General features: G+C 69.7%; 15 protein-coding genes. 12 read left to right on the forward strand and 3 right to left on the reverse strand.

The features are described 5' to 3' along the window. The 4 genes from U9977_RS13300 to U9977_RS13315 form a co-directional block, all read left to right on the forward strand. Positions 1 to 999: OB-fold nucleic acid binding domain-containing protein (locus U9977_RS13300; RefSeq protein WP_322749560.1), on the forward strand; the 999-nt coding region annotated here is incomplete at its 5' end. Positions 1,000 to 1,160: 161 nt separating this feature from the next. Next, on the forward strand, positions 1,161 to 1,922 hold the full coding sequence (locus U9977_RS13305; RefSeq protein ID WP_322749561.1) for a methyltransferase domain-containing protein: 762 nt from the start codon (positions 1,161 to 1,163) through the stop codon (positions 1,920 to 1,922). A 25-nt stretch (positions 1,923 to 1,947) separates the two neighbouring features. Further along, positions 1,948 to 3,207, forward strand: coding sequence for a DNA polymerase IV (gene dinB, locus U9977_RS13310; protein ID WP_322749562.1), 1,260 nt, complete (start codon positions 1,948 to 1,950; stop codon positions 3,205 to 3,207). Between the two features lie 123 nt (positions 3,208 to 3,330). Further along, positions 3,331 to 3,735 carry a DUF3040 domain-containing protein gene (locus U9977_RS13315; RefSeq protein WP_322749563.1) on the forward strand — a complete coding sequence of 135 codons (405 nt, stop codon included), beginning with the start codon at positions 3,331 to 3,333 and terminating at the stop codon, positions 3,733 to 3,735. 33 nt (positions 3,736 to 3,768) lie between these two features. On the opposite strand, the gene U9977_RS13320 is transcribed toward U9977_RS13315, so the two are convergent. The 3 genes from U9977_RS13320 to U9977_RS13330 are packed head-to-tail and all read right to left on the reverse strand — an operon-like array spanning position 3,769 to position 8,714. After that, entirely contained in the window at positions 3,769 to 6,165 is a 2,397-nt protein-coding gene (locus U9977_RS13320) for a DUF3488 and transglutaminase-like domain-containing protein (protein WP_322749564.1), read from the reverse strand. Then, positions 6,162 to 7,703 (reverse strand): DUF58 domain-containing protein, encoded by a 1,542-nt coding sequence (locus U9977_RS13325; RefSeq protein WP_322749565.1) that lies wholly within the window; start codon positions 7,701 to 7,703, stop codon positions 6,162 to 6,164. Before U9977_RS13325 ends, U9977_RS13320 begins: the two co-directional genes overlap by 4 nt. Before the next feature lie 6 nt (positions 7,704 to 7,709). After that, positions 7,710 to 8,714: a MoxR family ATPase gene (locus tag U9977_RS13330; protein ID WP_322749575.1), complete on the reverse strand. Its 1,005-nt coding sequence runs from the start codon at positions 8,712 to 8,714 to the stop codon at positions 7,710 to 7,712. Between the two features lie 434 nt (positions 8,715 to 9,148). On the opposite strand from U9977_RS13330, the gene mraZ reads away from it, so the two are divergent. The 8 genes from mraZ to pgeF all read left to right on the forward strand — a co-directional run. Continuing rightward, positions 9,149 to 9,580: a division/cell wall cluster transcriptional repressor MraZ gene (mraZ, locus tag U9977_RS13335; RefSeq protein ID WP_322749566.1), complete on the forward strand. Its 432-nt coding sequence runs from the start codon at positions 9,149 to 9,151 to the stop codon at positions 9,578 to 9,580. Between the two features lie 299 nt (positions 9,581 to 9,879). Next, on the forward strand, positions 9,880 to 10,824 hold the full coding sequence (gene rsmH / locus U9977_RS13340) for a 16S rRNA (cytosine(1402)-N(4))-methyltransferase RsmH (RefSeq protein WP_322749576.1): 945 nt from the start codon (positions 9,880 to 9,882) through the stop codon (positions 10,822 to 10,824). After that, positions 10,821 to 11,495 carry a hypothetical protein gene (locus U9977_RS13345; protein ID WP_322749567.1) on the forward strand — a complete coding sequence of 225 codons (675 nt, stop codon included), beginning with the start codon at positions 10,821 to 10,823 and terminating at the stop codon, positions 11,493 to 11,495. Before rsmH ends, U9977_RS13345 begins: the two co-directional genes overlap by 4 nt. Then, a complete protein-coding gene (locus tag U9977_RS13350; RefSeq protein WP_322749568.1) occupies positions 11,492 to 13,669 on the forward strand; it encodes a penicillin-binding protein 2 in 2,178 nt (725 codons plus the stop codon). The genes U9977_RS13345 and U9977_RS13350 overlap by 4 nt, the downstream gene beginning before the upstream one ends. 42 nt (positions 13,670 to 13,711) lie before the next feature. Then, entirely contained in the window at positions 13,712 to 15,337 is a 1,626-nt protein-coding gene (locus tag U9977_RS13355) for a UDP-N-acetylmuramoyl-L-alanyl-D-glutamate--2,6-diaminopimelate ligase (protein WP_322749569.1), read from the forward strand. Continuing rightward, complete coding sequence (locus tag U9977_RS13360; RefSeq protein WP_322749570.1) at positions 15,334 to 16,794, forward strand: UDP-N-acetylmuramoyl-tripeptide--D-alanyl-D-alanine ligase; 1,461 nt, start codon at positions 15,334 to 15,336, stop codon at positions 16,792 to 16,794. The genes U9977_RS13355 and U9977_RS13360 overlap by 4 nt, the downstream gene beginning before the upstream one ends. Continuing rightward, positions 16,791 to 17,858: a phospho-N-acetylmuramoyl-pentapeptide-transferase gene (gene mraY / locus U9977_RS13365; RefSeq protein WP_322749571.1), complete on the forward strand. Its 1,068-nt coding sequence runs from the start codon at positions 16,791 to 16,793 to the stop codon at positions 17,856 to 17,858. The genes U9977_RS13360 and mraY overlap by 4 nt, the downstream gene beginning before the upstream one ends. Positions 17,859 to 17,948: 90 nt before the next feature. After that, positions 17,949 to 18,776 (forward strand): peptidoglycan editing factor PgeF (gene pgeF / locus U9977_RS13370; RefSeq protein ID WP_322749572.1); only part of this gene is annotated, 828 nt, incomplete at its 3' end.

An 18,776-nucleotide genomic window follows, 5' to 3' on the forward strand; every position in this document is an offset into this window, starting at 1 on the left:
GCCTTCTGCGCGGCGCTGTTGAACGCGCAGCCGATGGGGTTCTACTCGCCGCAGAGCCTGGTCGCGGACGCCCGTCGCCATGGGGTCGTGATCCACGGTCCCGACGTCAACCTGTCGCTGGCCGGGGCTTCGCTGGAACGAACGTCCGCTCAGGGTGGGGCGGTGAGTGCCCGCGACAGCGGCGGGCCTGTAGGCGACCTGCGGCTGGTCGTGGACCAGCCGGCGGTTCGGCTGAGCCTTGCCGGGATCCGGCAGGTTCGGTCCACGACGGCCGAACGCATCGTCGCCGAGCGCCGCGCCGGAGGTCCGTTCGTCAGCATGTCCGACGTGGTTCGCCGGAGCGGGATCAGCGCCGCTCAGGTGGAGGCGTTGGCCACAGCCGGAGCGTTCGACTGCTTCGGGCTGGCTCGACGTGAGGCGCTGTGGGCCGCCGGGGCAGTTGCGCAGGCCCGTCCGGATCGGCTTGAGGGCACTGAGATCGGTACGGCTGTGGCGACGGTCGCACCCTTTTTGCCGGGTATGAACGGGCTTGAGCGGGCGATGGCCGATCTGTGGGCGACCGGGATCACGCCGGACAGCTATCCCACGCAGTTCATCCGTGATCGTCTGGACGCGCTGGGCGTCCTGTCCGCAGTGTTGGTGCGTGCGGCGGAGGCGGGCACCCGGGTTCTCGTCGCCGGTGTGGTGACACACAGACAACGACCGGAGACCGCTGGTGGCACGATATTTCTCAACCTGGAGGACGAGACCGGAATGGTGAACATCATCTGTTCCCATGGCGCCTGGGTGCGCTACCGCCGGGTGGCCAGGACCGCGCCGGCGCTGATGGTACGGGGACGGCTGGAGAAGGCCGAGGATGTGGTGAACGTCATCGCCGAGCGTTTGGATCGCTTGGCGCTGGCGATCCCCACGAACGATCCGGGGACTTCGGCCGCCGGCGATGCGAGAAGAACCACGATCGCATCGCCTTTGGGCTTTAGGTCGCGGGATTTCCGGTGACTCGCCGCGTCCCTCGTGCCGGTCGCTCGTGGCTGCCGACGACGGGGGCGTTGCGTGAGGTTCGCCGGCAGGTGACGACGGGAGGATGGCGGCCCGCGGCTACCCTGCCGCATGAGACGTCGGGAAGTCCCGAACGGGCATCGCCCAACCGGAGGTACGGCATGGTTGTCGGAAGTCGTCCAGTCAGCTGGGAAGATCTTCGCCAAGCCGTGGTCTGGCAGGGTCTGCGGGATGCGCTGGCTGTCATCACTCCGCCCGGGAACACCTCGCTCACGATCGTGGACGCCGGCGGCGGGAGCGGTGGGTTCGCGGTACCACTGGCCGAGCAGGGCCACCGGGTGACAGTGGTTGATCCGAGCCCTGACTCACTCGCGTCCCTCGACCGGCGGGCAGCTGAACGCGGGGTCACGCATCTGGTGGCGGCACGTCAGGGTGATCTTTGTACTCTCCCGGGGATCGTCGGTGCAGCATCCTGCGACGTACTGCTGTGTCACACCGTGCTGGAAGTCGTGGATGAACCCGCCCGTGCCCTTGCGGCCGCAGCGTTGGTCCTGCGTCCGGGCGGGCTGCTCAGCATCGTCGCGGCCAACCGGGACGCGGTCGTGCTCGCCCGCGCGCTCGCGGGCAGGTTCGCGGAGGCGCAGTACGCGCTTGCCGATCCCGGCGGGCGGTGCGGAACATCCGACTCCGCGCACCGTTTCGATGCGCGTGCTCTCGCCGGCATGGTGCGCGATGCCGGTGCCGATGTGATCGCGATCCACGGTGTACGGGTGTTCGCAGACCTGGTACCCGGAGCGTTGGTGGACGGCGACCCGTCCGCCGCCGAGCGGTTGCTGCGCCTGGAGATCGCCGCGTCGTCCCGTCGGCCGTTTCGCGATCTTGCCACTCAGTTGCACGTCCTCGCTCACCGCAACGCCGGCTGACAGCAGGCAGCTGAATGCGGTCACGGTGAGCACTGACGGGCTGCCTGACGATGAGGGCAGCTGTGTCCTGCACGTCGACATGGACGCATTCTTCGCCTCGGTCGAGGTGCGGGCCGCACCACGCCTGCGGGGCTGTCCCGTGATCGTCGGTGGCGGCGCGCGGGGGGTGGTGCTGTCCGCAACCTATGAGGCCCGTCGCTACGGCGTGCGAAGCGCCATGCCCATGGCCCAGGCGCGTCGACTGTGCCCGGCGGCGGTGGTGGTGCCCGCCAACCACGACGCCTACCGTGCGGCGTCGACAGCGGTCATGGAGATCTTTCATGACGTCACGCCGATGGTCCAGCCGCTGTCCCTTGACGAGGCGTTTCTCGACGTCACGGGCGCTCGGCGGCATTTTGGACCGCCGGCTCGCGTGGCGGCGGCCATCCGGGCCAGGGTTGCCTCCGAGCAAGGGCTGACCTGTTCGGTCGGGGTGGCGCCGTCGATGTTCATCGCCAAGATTGCGTCCGCGCGGTGCAAGCCGGACGGGTTGCTGGTGGTTCCCGATCATGGCGTGCTTGCTTTCCTGCATCCACTGCCCACCGCCGCGCTGTGGGGAGTCGGGGAACGTACCGAGGCAACCCTGCGGCGTCTGGGTCTGCGTACCATCGGTGACATCGCCGACACTCCGCTCGCCACCCTGCGGGCTGTGCTCGGCCGGGCTGTGGGAGCGCAGCTGTCCGCGCTCGCCCACGGCCGTGACGACCGGGTGGTCAGTCCACCCGCGGTCGATCGCAGCATCGGGGCCGAAGTGACCTTCCCGGTCGACACCGCGGATCGAGCCGGCATCGTCCGGGAGCTGTTGCGCCTGTCTGAGCGGATCGGCGCCCGGCTGCGGGGCCGCAGTTACGGAGCCCGCACTATCTCGCTCAAGGTCCGCTATGCTGACTTCAGCACCGTTACCCGGGCGCGGACGCTGCCTGAAGCGACCGATGTCGCACAGACGATCTATCGCACTGCATGTGAACTGTTCGACGGGCTTCGCGCTGAGGCCATTGCCGCTCGACCGGTCGCGGTACGTCTGGTCGGCGTGCGGGTTGAGAATCTCGTCGCGGCCGGGGACCTGACTCACCAGCTCGTGTTGGGTGAGCGCCGCTTCGGGCGACGGGATGCCGAGCATGCCGCTGACCGTGCGCGTAGCCGCTTCGGTGCGGACACGATCCGGCCGGCGTCGCTGATGACATCTCCCGGTGTCACCCGGGATGGGCTTCCCGGTGTCACCCGGGATGGGCAGGGGGAGGACTGAGGGCAGGACGAACCGATCGGTCTGTCTCGGCATGGTTGGTTGCCTACCGCGCCCGCCCGCTCGTGCCTATTCTTGGGTGTCAGGTTCCGTCTGCCGGACCTGCCGGTCGTGGGAGGAGCGTCGATGCCGCTCTCGGAAAACGAGCAGCGCCTGCTGGATCAGATTGAGCGCGCGCTCGTCGAGGACGATCCGAAGTTCGCGAGCACGGTCCGCTCGACGAACCCCCGTACCTACCTGCTACGCAGGGTTCGTCACAGCGTTCTCGTGTTCGTGCTCGGATTGGTCGTCCTGGTCGTCGGAGTCGTACTCAACCGGACGCCGCTGATAGTGGTCTTCGGTGTGCTCGGCTTCGGTTTGATGTTGTTCGCGGCGTCGCGGGGCGCTGCCGATCTTCGCCGGATCGGTGGTCGCGGTGGCGAGTCGGGCGGTCGTCATCCGTCGGTTTCACGGCGCCAGCCCCGTGCTTCGATCACTGCGCGCCTTGAGGAACGCTGGCGCCGTCGATGGGAGGACAGGGACGGCCAGTGACGGCCGATGACGGCCGATGACGGTCGGTGATGGTCAGGTTGACTGACGGCTGGGTCGTCTCCGTCGGGCGAATCGGCCGAATCCACCCAGCCCGCCGACCACCGAGCGTGGGGCGACCAGCGCGCGCGCTCGGTCGCTGCGCGGGGCCGCCGTCCGCAGCAGCTGCCCGACCAGCTGCAGGTTACGTCCGATCCCTGCGTCGGACGTGCCGGACCGGGCCAGCGTGGGCGGTCCGTAGCAGGCCAGCTCCTCCGCCTCGGCGATCTGGAACAACGCAGCCCGTGCCGTCTCGGCGTCGGGTGCCGCGACCTCGGCGCTCGCGGCGATGTGGTCGGCCAGGCGCATTGCGACGGCCCGCGGCGACTCGTTCGAGCGCAGCGGCAATCCAAGATCGGCCGTGAGGTCCGTGAGTTCGGCCCAGACCGCGTGCACCCGGACATCCACGGCCGTTGACCCGTCGCGATCGGGGTGACCGCCTGTCATCGCGACGGCGACACGGCGGCGGCGGCGCGCGATCCGCACCATGGCCGGAAGCAGCAGCACCACGACGATGCCGGTCCCGAGCAGAGCCCGCGCACCCCACCGGATGATCGTAGATAGTGAAATGCTTACGGAATGTGTTTTTTCGGAAGCATTTGGCTCCGCGATGGGTGCGCCATCCCGGCTGGCACCAGGATGCGGCCCCGTCGCCGGGGTCGGCGTGCCGGCGTTGCGCGACGGTGCGGCCGAGGAGTTCGCACCGGGCCCGGTCGCGTCGGGGGACAAAGCGTACGCCGGGGTGATGGTACCGTCCGCACGAGGAGTGGGCTCGAAGGAAACCCACCCGATCGAGGCGAACCACGCTTCCGGCCAGGCGTGCGCATCCTTGTTGGTGATCAGATAGCTGCCGTCGGACTGTCGGGTCCCCGGGACGAAGCCGATCACAACCCGGGCCGGGATGCCGAGAGCTCGCAGCAGCACGGTCATCGCGGAGGCGAACTGCTCGCAGTAGCCCCGTCTGCTCGTGAACAGGAACTCGGTCAGAGCTCCGTCCTGGGTCGTGGGAGCGCCGTTGAGGTCATAGATGAAGTTGGTGTCGTGCAGGTAGTTCTGGATCGCGACGGCCTGCTGGTAGCTGTTCGTGCGGGTCGCTGTTATGTCACGGGCGAGTTTCCCGACCCGCGGGTCGGTACTGGGCGGAATCTCCGTGTCAATCTTCAGATCTGCCGGGACCGTCCGCGGTGAGGCCGCGAGCTGGCTTGGAAGCGGGTCGGGGATGGACGCTTCCACCTGGAAGTGTGCGCCGGCGGTAGTGGCCCGGGTACTGAAGACCGTGCCGGTGTCGGCGGACAGTCGCCAGTCGTGGTCCGGAGCAAGACCGTCGATCCTGGTCGGGGTCCCAGGCAGGGGAAGGTAGCGTTCCGTCAGGACCGTCGACACGTTGATTGTTGCTGACACCGTTGTGGCGCGGGTGTTGCGGGCCACCGTGGGAAGGCCGTCGCTGATTTTTGCATCGCTGGTCGCGTGCAGTGAGCGGAGAGTGAACCGCTGCCCGTCGAACTGTTCCAGCGCGGTCAGCCGCAGGTAGCGGGGAGTGGCCGTGCGCACCGACAGCAGGCTCGTGGGCTCGCTGGCATGCAGTTGCTGCGACATCGAGACGAATGGCGGCACCACGATCGCCGAACCCGGGCCGACCGTGTAGCGGGGAACACCCTGCTGGCGGGCCAATGGTCCCACCCCGTCGAAGGACGGCAACAGGGCCGGGACCGCCAGGGTGCACACCACCGCGCACAGGGCGATGCCGGCGGCAAGGCTGGCTGCGCTGTTCGGTAGTGACGGCCGCTCCGATCGGGTGATCGACTTTCCCCAGCGTTCGAGCGTCTGCCGCCTGTCCATCGCGAGCAGCAGCAGAAATCCTGCCGTGCCGAGCAGGAACGGCGCTACTCCGACACCGCGTGGCAGCACGGCGGCGGGCAGCATGAACAACGCCAGCAGCGGAAGTCCCGCGAGTGTCGGGCGTCGGATCGTCACCACCAGGAGATCGACGATCGTCGCGACGACGTAGACGCCGGTAACGGTGAGTATCACCAGGCCCGGTCGTTGCGGCACCGGTGCGGCAAGCCTGGCCACGTCGTCGCGACCGGCCGTGACCAGGGTGCGCAGCGCATCCACCGTCCGTCCCGTCGGGACCAGACCGGCGACGGCGGTATCGCGCGCATACAGCGCCGTAACCAATATCACGAGCCCCAGCAGCCCGAGCACGAGCGCCACCGGGATGGCCAGCCGGAGCGCCCGCGCCAACGCGGCCGTGGCCACAGCTACCGCGGTGGCCACGATCACGGGACCGAACCACCACCAGAAGCCTTCGAACAACGGCGTGAGCGCGGATGCGCAGAGCAGCGACGCCAGGGCGCCACCGATGGCAGGGGAGAGTCGAGGCTGGGAAGTCACCGGGCCACTCCGGCCTGTGTGTTCGTGGACAGCGCGTGGGTCGGTTCCACCGTGGGTCCCGGCGCCGGACCACCACCTGCGCCCGGGCCCACCTCAGGCCCACCAGTGGTTGACGCCGGTGTGCGCAGGTCGTCATGAACCATGCCGACCGGCACCGGCACCGGCACCGGCACCGGCACCGGCACCGGCACCGAGACTGGCACCGGCACCGGCACCGGCACCGGCACCGAGACCGGCACCGGTAGGGGTACGGGTCCGGGCCGGTGCTCCGTCGTGGCCGTCGCGCCATCCGGGGTCGGTTCTTTTCCAGCCGTTCCCGGCCACAACGCGGCGAGCTTGTCGCCGTAGGACGCGATGATCACTGTCCAGCCGTGACGCTGGAAGATCGCCCGGTGCGCCTGCAGGGTTTCCTTCCCGCCGGCTGAGGCGTCCGCGCCCCAGGTCGCCACGTCGACCAGCACAGCGATCGCGGTGGCGTCGCGTGGGCGTGCCCGGGCCAGGACAGCGGCCTGCGCCGGATCGGTCTGCCCGATGATCGCGACCACCATCGCGTTGTCAGCGGCCTGCAGACGGCTGCGCGCGCCGTGGATCGAAACAGTGTCGGTCGTGTCCACGACCGCGAGCGTGTCCAGCAGCGTGGTCGGGTTGCGCGATCCCCTGGCCGCGGCCGGGGTCGTGGCGTTGCCGCACAGCAGCCGGACCGTCTGGCCCGTCCCGGTCAGGTGTACTGCGATCGAGGCGGCCGCGCCGACCGCCCATTCGAACGGGGACACGGGGCCCCGATCGGCCCAGGCATCGGAGCGGGTGTCGAGGAACAGGGTCGCGCTGCTCGGGCGGAAGCCCTCTTCCTGGCGCACCATCAGGGCGCCGGTGCGGGCGCTGGTCCGCCAGTGAACCCGCCGAAGGTCGTCGCCGGGCTGATACGCACGGGTGGAGAAGTCGTCCGCACCAGCAGTCGACACATGCCGGTGACGGTGGGTGTTGATCGTGCCATTACCGCCGGGACGGGTCCGGGGCAGGACCTCCACCGGCGGGGTCACGATCAGCTCGTCGCGGCTGCGGAACGTGCGCGCGAGCTCGCAGAGCCCGAAGGGATCCGTGATCCGGATCGCCATCGGACCGATCACGTGGCGGCCGCGCAGCTGGGGACGAAGCTGGTAGGTGAAGTACCGGGCGCCACCCGCCTCCACCCGGTCGAGCACGAACCGGGCCCGGAAGCCGAGAGGGTCTGGAACCTCGTCATCGACCAGCAGGACCGAGGAGGGACGTCCACTCATGTTGTCGATCCGGATGCCGACCGACACGGCACCGCCCACGGCCACCCGGGCGGGCATGAGAAGGCGGTGGCACGCGAGCCGGTAGCGGGTCTTGCACACGAACGCCGCCGCGCACACCGGCAGCGCCACCAGCAGAACGCCGACGCGGAGCAGGTCCTCCTCGCCGACCGTGGCGGCCAGTGCGCAGCAGGCCAGTCCGGTGGCCACGAAGCAGAGCCCGCGGATGGTCAGCCCGCGTATCGCCGCCAGAAAGTCGAGCACGGGAATTCAACGGCCGCGGTGCGGCGGACGTGCCCCATGGCGTGGGATGGGGACACGCGCGACGATGTCCGCAATGATCCGGGAGGTGATGTCGGTCATGGACGTGCTCGACATCGCGATGTCGGGGTTCACCAGCAGCCGGTGTGCGAGCACCGGCGCCGCCATGGCCTGGACGTCGTCGGGTAGGACGAAGGCGCGGCCGTCAAGGGCGGCCCGGGCCCGGGCGGTCCGCACGAGGTGCAGGGTCGCACGGGGGGATGCGCCCAGGGCGAGTTCGGGATGCCGGCGGGTGGCGGCCACGAGGTCGACGATGTAGCGGCGTACGTCATCGGACACATGGATGGCGCGCACCAGGGAAATCAGCTTGGCGATCTCGCCTGCGTCGGTGGCGGGACTGATCCCGTCCAGGGGTTCGGTGGTCCCGTGGCTGTCGATCATAGCTAGCTCGGCCTCGGGCGATGGGTAGCCCATCGACACCCGCGCGGCGAAACGATCGCGCTGCGCTTCCGGTAGTGGATGGGTGCCTTCCATCTCGATCGGGTTCTGGGTCGCTATGACCATGAACGGTGGCTCCAGGTGATAGGTGACACCGTCGATGGTGACCTGGTGTTCCTCCATGCATTCCAGGAGTGCCGACTGTGCCTTGGGGGCAGCCCGGTTGATCTCGTCGCCGACGACGATGTTGGCGAACACCGGCCCGGGGCGGAACTCGAAGTCCCTGGTGTCCTGGTTGTAGACGCTCACCCCGGTGACGTCGCTGGGTAGCAGGTCCGGTGTGAACTGGATGCGGCGGACCCGAGCGTCGATGGAGCGCGCGAGGGCCTTGGCGAGCATCGTCTTTCCCACGCCGGGTACGTCCTCGATCAGCAGGTGGCCGCCGGCGAGCAGGACGATCAGTGAGATCCTGATCACCTCGGGCTTACCGTCGATGACGGTCCCGACGGCCTGAGTCACGCGCGTCGCGACATCCGCCAGGTGGTGCAGCTCGGTCCCCGGCTCGCGCCAGTGCATGACGCCGGGCTCCGTCACCGTCACGTCAGCCTCCGTCCTCAGGTCAGCCGTCGTCAGATCGGCACGGTGGGCCCGGCGGACCCTCCACGAGTGTGACACCAAGGCGGGCGATGGCCTTCACGCGTCGAGAATCATCTGCCCACCGATGTCCGGAAAGCGTACTGATTCGCGGCGGCATTGGATCGTAGCTGCCACGACTGTTACTCGCAGGCGTTTTTGTCATGTTTGGTCAAAGGACACATTGACGTCGCATCGATGATCCATATGCCTCGGTGGTTGTGGGCTTCGAGGGGTGTGTCCGGAGTGTCGGAGGGCTTCCCGGTGGGGGAGAGTGGGGTACAGTGGCGCGCAGTGGGGGACAGGCGCACTCGCAGGCCAACCAGAGCGGGACTGGATGGCCCTGAACCTCCCGGGTACGGGCGAGGAGGGCGCCGATGTTCCTCGGCAGCCACACGCCACGGCTCGACGACAAAGGCCGGCTCACGCTGCCGGCGAAGTTTCGTGAGGAGCTGGAAGGGGGGCTTGTGATTACCAAGGGGCAGGAGCGATGCCTCTACGTGTTCCCCATGGTTGAGTTCACCCGGATCAGCGACTCGCTGCGGACCGCGCCAGTTACAGCAAAGGCGCTGCGGGATTACAGCCGTGTCTTCTTTTCCTCCGCGTCGGACGACGTTCCCGACCGGCAGGGCAGGATCACCATCCCGCCCGCGCTCCGGGCCTACGCGGAGCTGACCCGCGACTGCGTGGTGAACGGTGCGAACACCCGGGTGGAGATCTGGGACGCCTCCCGTTGGGACACCTATCTCGCCGGCCAGGAGGAGACCTTCGCGGCGCTTTCCGAGGAGGTGTTGCCCGGCGTCATCTAGAGGCTAGAGGTGGAGACACCTGAGGACGGGGCGCCGGCGTGCGCCGAGGTCTCCCCCCGCTCTGCACCGGACGTCACTTCCCCGGTGTCCGGTGATGCGAGCGGGGCGGGACCTGGGCACATGCCGCACTTTCGGGAACGGGATGTGATGTGGACAACCCGGGACCAGGCTAGTCGTCCAACAGATGTGTGATTTACATCTTTGTTCTTCACACCTTCACCCGTCGCGGCTTGCCATTGTCGTGGCGAAACGCCCGCCGCGAGGTCCACGAACAGTTCGAGGAGGTCGAGGTGGACGCCATACACACCCCGGTCCTCTCCGACCGCGTTGTCGCCCTGCTGGCACCGGCGTTGGGTGCACCCGGGGCGGTGGTGGTCGATGCCACCGTGGGACTCGCGGGTCATGCGAGCGCGTTACTCGCCACCTGTCCCGATGTTCACCTGGTCGGTCTTGACCGTGACCCGCAGGCGCTGGGAGAAAGCCGCGCCCGGCTTGCGGCCGAAGGCGACCGGGTCACTCTTGTACACGCGGTGTACGACCAGTTGCCGGCGGTTCTTGACACACTCGGCCTCACACAGGTGCACGGCGTGTTGTTCGACCTCGGCGTGTCCTCACTGCAGCTCGACTCCGACGAGCGGGGATTCAGCTATTCCCGGGACGCCCCACTGGACATGCGAATGGACCCGACCAGGGGTTCTACCGCGGCGGATGTCCTCAACACCTACGGTGTCGACGAACTTGCTCGGGTCCTGCGTGACTACGGAGAGGAACGGTTTGCCCGGCGGATTGCCTCAGCCGTGGTCGCTGAGCGTGCCCGCGAACCGTTCACATCCTCAGCCCGACTTGTCGATCTTGTTCGGCGGGCCATTCCGGCGGCGACCCGCCGTACCGGAGGAAATCCGGCAAAGCGCACGTTCCAGGCATTGAGGATCGAGGTCAACGGTGAGCTCGCGGCGCTCGCGCAGGCCCTGCCTGCGGCCCTCGACGCGCTCGCCGTTGGGGGGAGGCTGGTCGTGCTTGCCTACCATTCGCTGGAGGACCGCATGGTCAAGCGGGCGCTGGCGGCCCGGGTGCGGCTCGATCTGCCGCCCGACCTGCCGGTGATCCCCCCGGAAGCCGTCCCGACGATGCGGTGGCTCACCCGCGGCGGCGAGGTGCCGTCGCCGGACGAGGTCGCGGCCAATCCGAGAGCCGCCGCGGCGAAGCTGCGCGGGGTCGAGCGGACCAGCCGTGGCGCGGCATGACCGCCCCCGCACCCCCGCTGCCGCGCCGGCGCAGGCCCAGGACGCGCCCGGTGGTGGACGTCGGCCGCGCGTCGGCGCGTGCCAGCGTCCGGGCCTCCTCGGCCACGGCATTCGGCGACACCGCTATCCCTATTCCCTCCCTGGGCGGCCGGGTCGGAGTCGCGCCTGCTCCTGACCGTCCGTTGCGGCGCTCACACCCACCACGCTGGGCGTCGGCGCCATCACCCCTTGCGGTCACCCGACCGACACCTCGCGGACACACGCCGCGCGCACCGTTCGTGACCCTGTTACTGCTGCTCATGGGTGCCGGTCTGATGTGCCTGTTGCTGATCAACACGGCGCTCGCGCAGAACGCGTTCCTGGTCCACAAGCTGCAGAAGTCCTCGGCGGTGCTGTCCGACGAGGAGCAGACGCTCTCGCTGCGCCTCGACCGGCTGTCCGACCCGGCGAACCTCGCCGCCAGGGCGACCGATCTCGGGATGGCCTATGGCGGTATTCCCGCCTACCTGCCGCCCGGAACCGTGCTACCACCGGGCGCCCGTGTGATCGACACGGATCCGTCATCCGGCGTGGTCACCATCCTGGTGCCCAGCGGGCGAGCGCCGGTCGCCGGCGCGGGTGCGGTCGGAGGTGTCCCGGTGGGCGCCAGGCCCGCCGGAAGTGGCCGGTGACCTCAACCCTCAACCCGTCGTCCTGGCGCGGTCGATCGCGACTACGGCTGGTTTCCGACCGTGGCCAGCGGGTGGCCGACGACCAGTGGGCGCAGGGCGAGGAGACCGGCTTCACTGACGGCTACGCCGATCCCGACGGCTACCGCCATCGCGATTCGGACGGTGACCAGGACGACGGGTCCGGGTGGGACGACGGTTCCGGCTATGCATATGACCCGGTCGGCTATGACCCGGCCGGCTATCGCCCGGCCGGTTACCGCCCGGCCGGTAGCCGGCCGGGCCGTGGGTGGGATGCGCGCCCCGGCCGCCCTGACCGCCCGGCTCCCCGGGGGGGCGGCAACCGGGTGCGTACGTCGGGCGCGCGTCCGCTTCGGGCCCGCGACGCCGGAGCTCGCCGGCCACGACCGCGGACCCGCCCGGCCCGCCCAGCCCGCCCGCCGATGCGGCTGGGTAACCCGCGCCGACGGCTGCGGACCGCGGTCGTCATCCTCTGTTCGCTGTTGATCGTGCTCGCCGGCCGTCTGACCCAGCTGCAGGCGTTCCAGGCGTCCGTCTACGCCACCCGCGCCGAGCAGGGGCGGCTGCACACCGCGGCACTGCCCGCGGCCCGTGGTGTCATCACCGATCGCGGTGGCGCGATTCTGGCGCGGGACGTCGACGCGCGCTCGGTGTATGCGGACCCGCATAACGTCACCGACCCTCGTGCCGTCGCGAATGTGCTCGCGCCCATCCTGGCGGTGCCCGCGGACACCCTGCTGGCCAGGCTCAAGAGCAGTGGACGCTTCGTCTACCTCGCCCGTGGGCTCGACCCGGCGGTGGGTACGGCGGTGACCAGACTCCAGCTGGCCGGCGTCGGTGTCCTGGAGGAGCGTCGTCGGCTCTACCCGGCCGGCTCCCTCGCATCCAATATCGTGGGCTTCACCACGGTTGGTGACAATGACGTCCTCACGGGCGGAGGCGGCATCGAAGGTGCATATGACCGGGTGCTGCGTGGGATCGACGGGTCGCGCCGCGTCGAGATGGATCCGGCGGGTCGGCCCATCCCGTCCGCGGCAAGCCGGGAGTCCGATCCGGTGCCGGGTTCGAGCGTGCGGCTCACCCTTGACCGCGACATCCAGTGGGCCGCGCAGGCGGCGCTCGCCGAAGCGGTGCGCGCTACCCAGGCTGACGGCGGAACCGTCGTGGTCATGGTCCCGGGCAGCGGAGACATCCTGGCGATGGCCGATGCGCCTGACTACGACCCGAACAAGCTCGGCAGCGCTGATCCCTCGGCGCTGAAGAACCGTGCCACCCAGGACGCCTACGAGCCCGGCAGCGTCAACAAGGTGATCACTATGGCCGCGGCGATAGACCGCGGTCTGATCACGCCGGAGACGCCGGTGACCGTGCCGTCGAGCATGCGCATCGCGGGCCAGACCTTCACCGACGCGGAAGTGCACGGCGTCGAGCACCTCACCGCGGCCGGGGTGTTGGCCCGGTCCAGCAATCTCGGGACGATCCAGATTGCGAGCAGGCTCGGTTCGGCCAACCTGGAGACCGCGCTGCGCGCCTTCGGGCTCGGGTCCAGGACGGGCCTGCGGTTCCCGGGCGAGAGCGCGGGCATCCTCAAGGCGTCGTCGGCCTGGGACCCCCAACAGGCGGCCACGATCCCCTACGGACAGGGAATGTCCGCGACCGCGCTCCAGATGGCGTCGGTCTACGCGACGGTCGCCAACGGCGGCGTCCGGGTCTCGCCCCGCCTGGTGGACAGCACCACCTCACCGGACGGGGTCGTGCACACCATGCCCCGGGACCCCGGCACCCGGGTGATCAGCGCGAGTACCGCCACGACCGTCGCGCAGATGTTGGAAGCGGTGGCCACCGACTCGGGGACCGCACCGCTGGCGGCTATCAACGGTTACCGTGTGGCGGGCAAGACCGGAACAGCCCAGCGGCCCGGCCCGGCCGGGCACTACAACGGCTATGTCGCCTCGTTCGTGGGCTTCGCGCCAGCAGACCAGCCCAGGGTGGTCGTCGAGGTGGTGCTCGACAACCCCCGGGACGGCCATTTCGGCGGGACGGTCGCCGCGCCGGTGTTCCAGAAGGTGATGACCTTCGCTCTGGCGACGCTCGCAGTGCCCCCGCCTGGCACGACGGCACCCAGGTTCGTCCTCGACCGTGATGCCAGGCGTTGACCGGTCGCGGGCCTGGGACGGCTGGATACTAGGGTCGTCGACGTGACCTCACCGGTGTTGCGTCCGGTTGCCCCGTCGGCGCGGGCACTCACCGACCTGACGTCCCGATGCGCCGATCTCGTGCTGGCCGGTGGCCCGCCCGAGGGGGTGTTCGTCCGCGGCATCACCCACGACTCGCGCGCTGTGCGGCCCGGCGACCTCTACGCGGCGCTGCCGGGTGCCCGGGTGCACGGTGCCGCCTTCGTCGAGCAGGCACTCGCGGCCGGTGCCGCGGCTGTGCTCACCGACCCGGCCGGTGCCGCGGCTGTGCTCACCGACCCGGCCGGTGCCGACCGCATCGCCGGGCTTGCGGCCGGGAGCGCGCGGGTACCCGTGCTCGTCTGCGCCGACCCGCGTGCGGCGCTGGGAACGGTCGCGTCCTGGGTCTACGGCGATCCGTCCCGGTCCCTGACGCTGCTGGGCGTCACCGGAACCAACGGCAAGACAACCGTGGCATACCTGTTGGAGGCGGGGCTGCGTGCCGCCGGCCACACGACCGGGTTGCTCGGCACCGTATCGACGCTGGTGGCCGGGGCCGCGGTCCCGTCGGTGCGCACCACCCCGGAGGCGACCGACCTGCAGGGGCTGCTCGCGGTCATGGTTGAACACGGCGTGACGGCGGCGGCGATGGAGGTCTCCAGCCACGCCATCGCCCTGCACCGGGTCGGTGGGATCCGGTTCGCGGGTGCGGCCTTCACCAACCTCAGCCAGGACCATCTTGACTTCCACCCGTCCATGGAGGCTTACTTCGCGACAAAGGCCGCACTGTTCGCTCCCGGACGGACCGGGGTGTCCGTCATCGACACCGACACCTCCTGGGGGCGCAGGCTCGCGGCCGGTGTCCCGGCGGCGGTGACCTGTGGTCGCAATGCCAACGCCCGGTGGCGCGCGATCGACGTCAGCGGCGGTCCAGCGGGAAGCACGTTCCGTGCGCACGGTCCAGATGGCGTGGACGTCGAGGTGCGCATCGCGCTGCCCGGTGCCTTCAACGTCAGCAACGCCCTGGTGGCGCTGGCGCTACTCGTCGCCACCGGGGTGGGGGCCGACACCGCCGCCGCCGGGCTCGCGAGCCTGCCCGGCGTCCCGGGCAGGATGGAGCGAATCGACGCCGGCCAGCCGTTCGTCGGTCTCGTCGACTACGCCCACACCCCGGACGCGGTGGAGACGCTGCTGGCAACCGTGCGACCGCTGGTCGGCGGACGCGTGATCATTGTCCTTGGCTGTGGTGGTGACCGTGATCGTGGCAAGCGCCCGCTGATGGGAGCGGCTGCGGTCAGCGGCGCCGAAGTCACGATCTTCACCAGTGACAATCCCCGGTCGGAGGACCCGGAAGTGATCATTGCTCAGATGTGTGCCGGTGCGACGACAGTGCCCGCCGGCGCCCGTGGCGAGGTACTGGTGGAGGTCGACCGGGCCGCGGCGATCCGTCTCGCGGTGAGCCTGGCCGGGTCCGCGGACGCGGTCGTCGTGGCCGGCAAAGGACACGAGACCGGACAGGAGCGTGATGGCACGGTGACGCCCTTCGACGATCGGGACGTGCTGCGGGCCGCGCTTGCCGCTGCCGGCAGCGGCGCCGATGCCGGCACGGGATCGCGACAGAGCCCCGGCGGGAGGGGCGTCCACAGGTGATAGCGCTCTGCCTGCGCGACGTCGCGGCCGTCGTCGGTGGTCGGCTCGATGCCGTGCCCGACCCGGCCGCACCGATCACCGGCGTTGTGGTCGACTCACGCCAGGTCGGTCCCGGCGCGTTGTTCGTCGCCGTGGTCGGTGCCAGGGTCGACGGCCACGACTTCGCCGCGGACGCGGTCCGGGCCGGCGCCACCGCGGTGCTGGCGGCACGGCCGGTCGGCGTACCGGCGGTCGTGGTCACCGACCCCACGGTCGCGCTCGCCGCGCTCGCCGCCGAGGTGCGCGACCGCTCGTCGGCAACGGTGGTCGCCGTGACCGGATCGTCGGGCAAGACCACCACCAAGGACCTTCTCGCCGATCTGCTGGGTGAACTCGGGCCCACGGTCGCCGCGCCCGGTTCGTTCAACAACGAGATCGGCCTGCCGTTGACCCTGCTGAGCCTGGAGCCCACCACCAGGTTCGTCGCGCTGGAGATGGGCGCCCGCGGCCTCGGCCATGTCGCCGCACTGTGCGAACTGGCCCGGCCCGAGATCGGCGTCGTCCTGAACGTCGGGTCGGCGCACGTCGGTCAGTACGCCGACGGGCGTGCCGGTATCGCCCGGGCCAAGGGGGAGCTCGCCGCGGCCGCATCCACCGCCGCCGTCCTGAACATCGACGACCCGCTGGTCGCGGCGATGGCGACCCGGGCCCGCGGCGAGGTCATCACGTTCGGCGAGAGCGCGCGGGCCGATGTACGGGCGGGGCGCGTCAGCGTCGACGACAACGGGTGTGCACGGTTCGATCTGCTCACCGCCGGTGAACGCCATCCTGTCGCGTTGAATCTCGTCGGTGCGCACTACGTCGCGAACGCGCTGGCCGCCGCGGCGGTCGCGATCCGTCTGGGGCTCTCGCCGGAGCGCGCCGCGGCCGCGTTGTCCCGGTCCCGGGCCCGCAGCCGGTGGCGGATGGAGGTCACCGTCACCGGCAACGGTGTCACGGTCGTCAACGACACTTACAACGCCAACCCGGAGTCGATGCGGGCGGCCCTGAAGGCCCTGGTCGAGATGAGCCGCGGCCGGCGGGCCTGGGCCGTGCTCGGGGGGATGGGGGAGCTGGGCGCGGCCGCGGACGACGAGCATGACGCCCTCGGTCGGCTGGTGGTCCGCCTCGGTGTGCCGCGTCTGGTCGTGGTGGGGGCACACGCTCGCCGGATACACCTCGGGGCGTCACTGGAGGGTTCGTGGTCAGGAGAGTCTGTCTGGGTCGCCGACGTCGAGGCGGCGGGTGGGCTGTTGCGGGAGCGGGTGGCGCCGGGTGACGTGGTGCTGGTGAAGGCGTCCCGCGCGTTCGGCCTCGAGCGGGTCGTCGCTGAGCTGACCGGCACTGAGTTGACCGGCACTGAGTTGACCGGCGCTGACCTGACCGGCGCCGAACCGATGGACGGCGCACGGCCCGCCGAGCGGGGTGCACACGGGTGAGAGGCGTACTGGTCGCCGCGCTGGTGGCCCTGGTGGTGTCGCTGCTGGGCACGCCGTCGGTCATCCGTCTGTTCCGTCGGCGCGGTTACGGACAGGAGATCCGCGAGGACGGACCGTCAAGTCACCTTACCAAGCGTGGTACCCCCACGATGGGTGGCACGGTCATCATCCTGGCGACGCTGGTCGGTTACTTCGTTGCACATCTGATCACGATGAACGGATTCACCGCGTCCGGACTGCTGGTTCTGCTGGTCATGACCGGCCTGGGTATGGTCGGCTTCCTCGACGACTACATCAAGATCCGTAAACAGCGCAGTCTCGGGCTCACCGCGCGGACCAAGTTCGCCGGTCAGGCCGCCGTGGCGCTGGCGTTCGGTCTGCTGGCCGTCCGGTTCAAGAACGCCAACGGCCTGCTGCCCGGGTCGACGTTCATTTCGATCGTCCGCGACACCGACTTCTCGATCGGCCTGATCGGGTTTCCGCTGCTTGCCTGGATAATCATTGCGGCGACGTCGAACGCGGTGAACCTCACCGACGGCCTGGACGGCCTGGCCGCCGGCACCTCGGCGATGGTGTTCGGCGCCTATGTGGTGATCTCCTTCTGGCAGTTCGGTAACCTCTGCCAACACGGAGCCGCCGTGGACGGCTGCTACTTCGTCCGCGACCCGCTGGACGTGGCACTTGTCGCGGCCGCCGCCATGGGCGCCTGTTTCGGGTTTCTGTGGTGGAATGCCAGCCCGGCGAAGATATTCATGGGTGACACCGGTTCGCTGGCGCTCGGCGGGGCCTTCGCGAGTATCGCGATCGTCAGCCGGACCGAGTTGTTGCTGTTCGTCCTCGGTGGGCTTTTTGTTGTCGAGACGCTGTCGGTGATCATCCAGGTCGCCTTTTTCAAGGCCACCCGGAGGCGAGTTTTCAACATGGCGCCGATCCATCATCACTTCGAGCTGGCAGAGTGGCCGGAGACGACCGTAATCATCCGTTTCTGGATTGTTTCCGGCCTTGCCGTGGCGTTCGGACTCGGACTGTTCTACGCGGAGTTCCTCTCGCACGGCGGTTCCTGATGTGTATCCTCGAAACGGGCGGCCCCCGGCGCCGCCGGGAGACGGGCGGTACAGGACGTTGAAAGCCGAGAACCGGCGAGGTCGCGGGAGATGACCGCAGGCGTGGCGACGTCGCGGCTGCGCCGAACAACGTCCGGCCTGGAGGTACTGTGTTGGGCGGGCTTTGACGAGCGGCTGGTCGATGTTTTTGTCACCACCCGGGATGGCGGGGTTTCCGGCGGCAGCTACGCCTCGCTCAATCTGAGCCTGCGGGTCGGGGACGACAATGCCGACGTGCGGGCGAACCGGGCGCGAACGGCCGCGGCACTCGGCGCCACCCTGGACGACTTCGTCTTCTGCGCGCAGACCCACAGCCCGAATGTCGCTGTCGTGACCCACGAGCATCGCGGTCGGGGCGCCCGCTCGGCCTCGGACGCGATCCCGCTGACCGACGGGCTTGTGACGACAGTTCCCGGACTCGTGCTGGCTGTCCTGGCGGCGGACTGTGTCCCGATCGTTCTGCATGATCCGGTGGCCGGGGTGCTCGCGTGTGTGCACGCCGGCTGGCGCGGGACCGTCGGCGGCGTCACCCCCGTGGCGGTGGCGGCCATGCGGCGCCTCGGTGCTGACCCACGCAACGTGGTCGCCGGCGTCGGGCCCTCGATCACCCCGGACCGTTACCAGGTCGGCGCGGAGGTTGTGGACGCCGTGCGGGCCGCCCTCGGCGGGCGCGCTGACGCGGTGCTGCGGCCCGACAGTGCCGGAAAGTCGACCTTTGACGTGGCCGGCGCGAACGTCGGGCAACTGGTTGCCGCTGGCGTACCGGAAAACCAGATCCACGTCACCGGCCTTGGCACTGGTCCGGGCACTCCCTTTTTCAGCCACCGGGCCGAGAGCCCGTGCGGGCGGTTCGCCGCGGTGGCCCGCCTAAGAGCGCCT

The organism is Protofrankia sp. Cas8 (assembly GCF_963555845.1).
Lineage (GTDB): Bacteria > Actinomycetota > Actinomycetes > Frankiales > Frankiaceae > Protofrankia.

Excerpts from the sequence above, each read along its gene's own strand:
- U9977_RS13305 (WP_322749561.1), top strand. The coding sequence starts at position 1,161 with ATGGTTGTCGGAAGTCGTCCAGTCAGCTGGGAAGATCTTCGCCAAGCC.
- U9977_RS13315 (WP_322749563.1), top strand. The coding sequence starts at position 3,331 with ATGCCGCTCTCGGAAAACGAGCAGCGCCTGCTGGATCAGATTGAGCGC.
- U9977_RS13330 (WP_322749575.1), bottom strand. The coding sequence starts at position 8,714 with ATGCACTGGCGCGAGCCGGGGACCGAGCTGCACCACCTGGCGGATGTC.
- mraZ (WP_322749566.1), top strand. The coding sequence starts at position 9,149 with ATGTTCCTCGGCAGCCACACGCCACGGCTCGACGACAAAGGCCGGCTC.
- U9977_RS13345 (WP_322749567.1), top strand. The coding sequence starts at position 10,821 with ATGACCGCCCCCGCACCCCCGCTGCCGCGCCGGCGCAGGCCCAGGACG.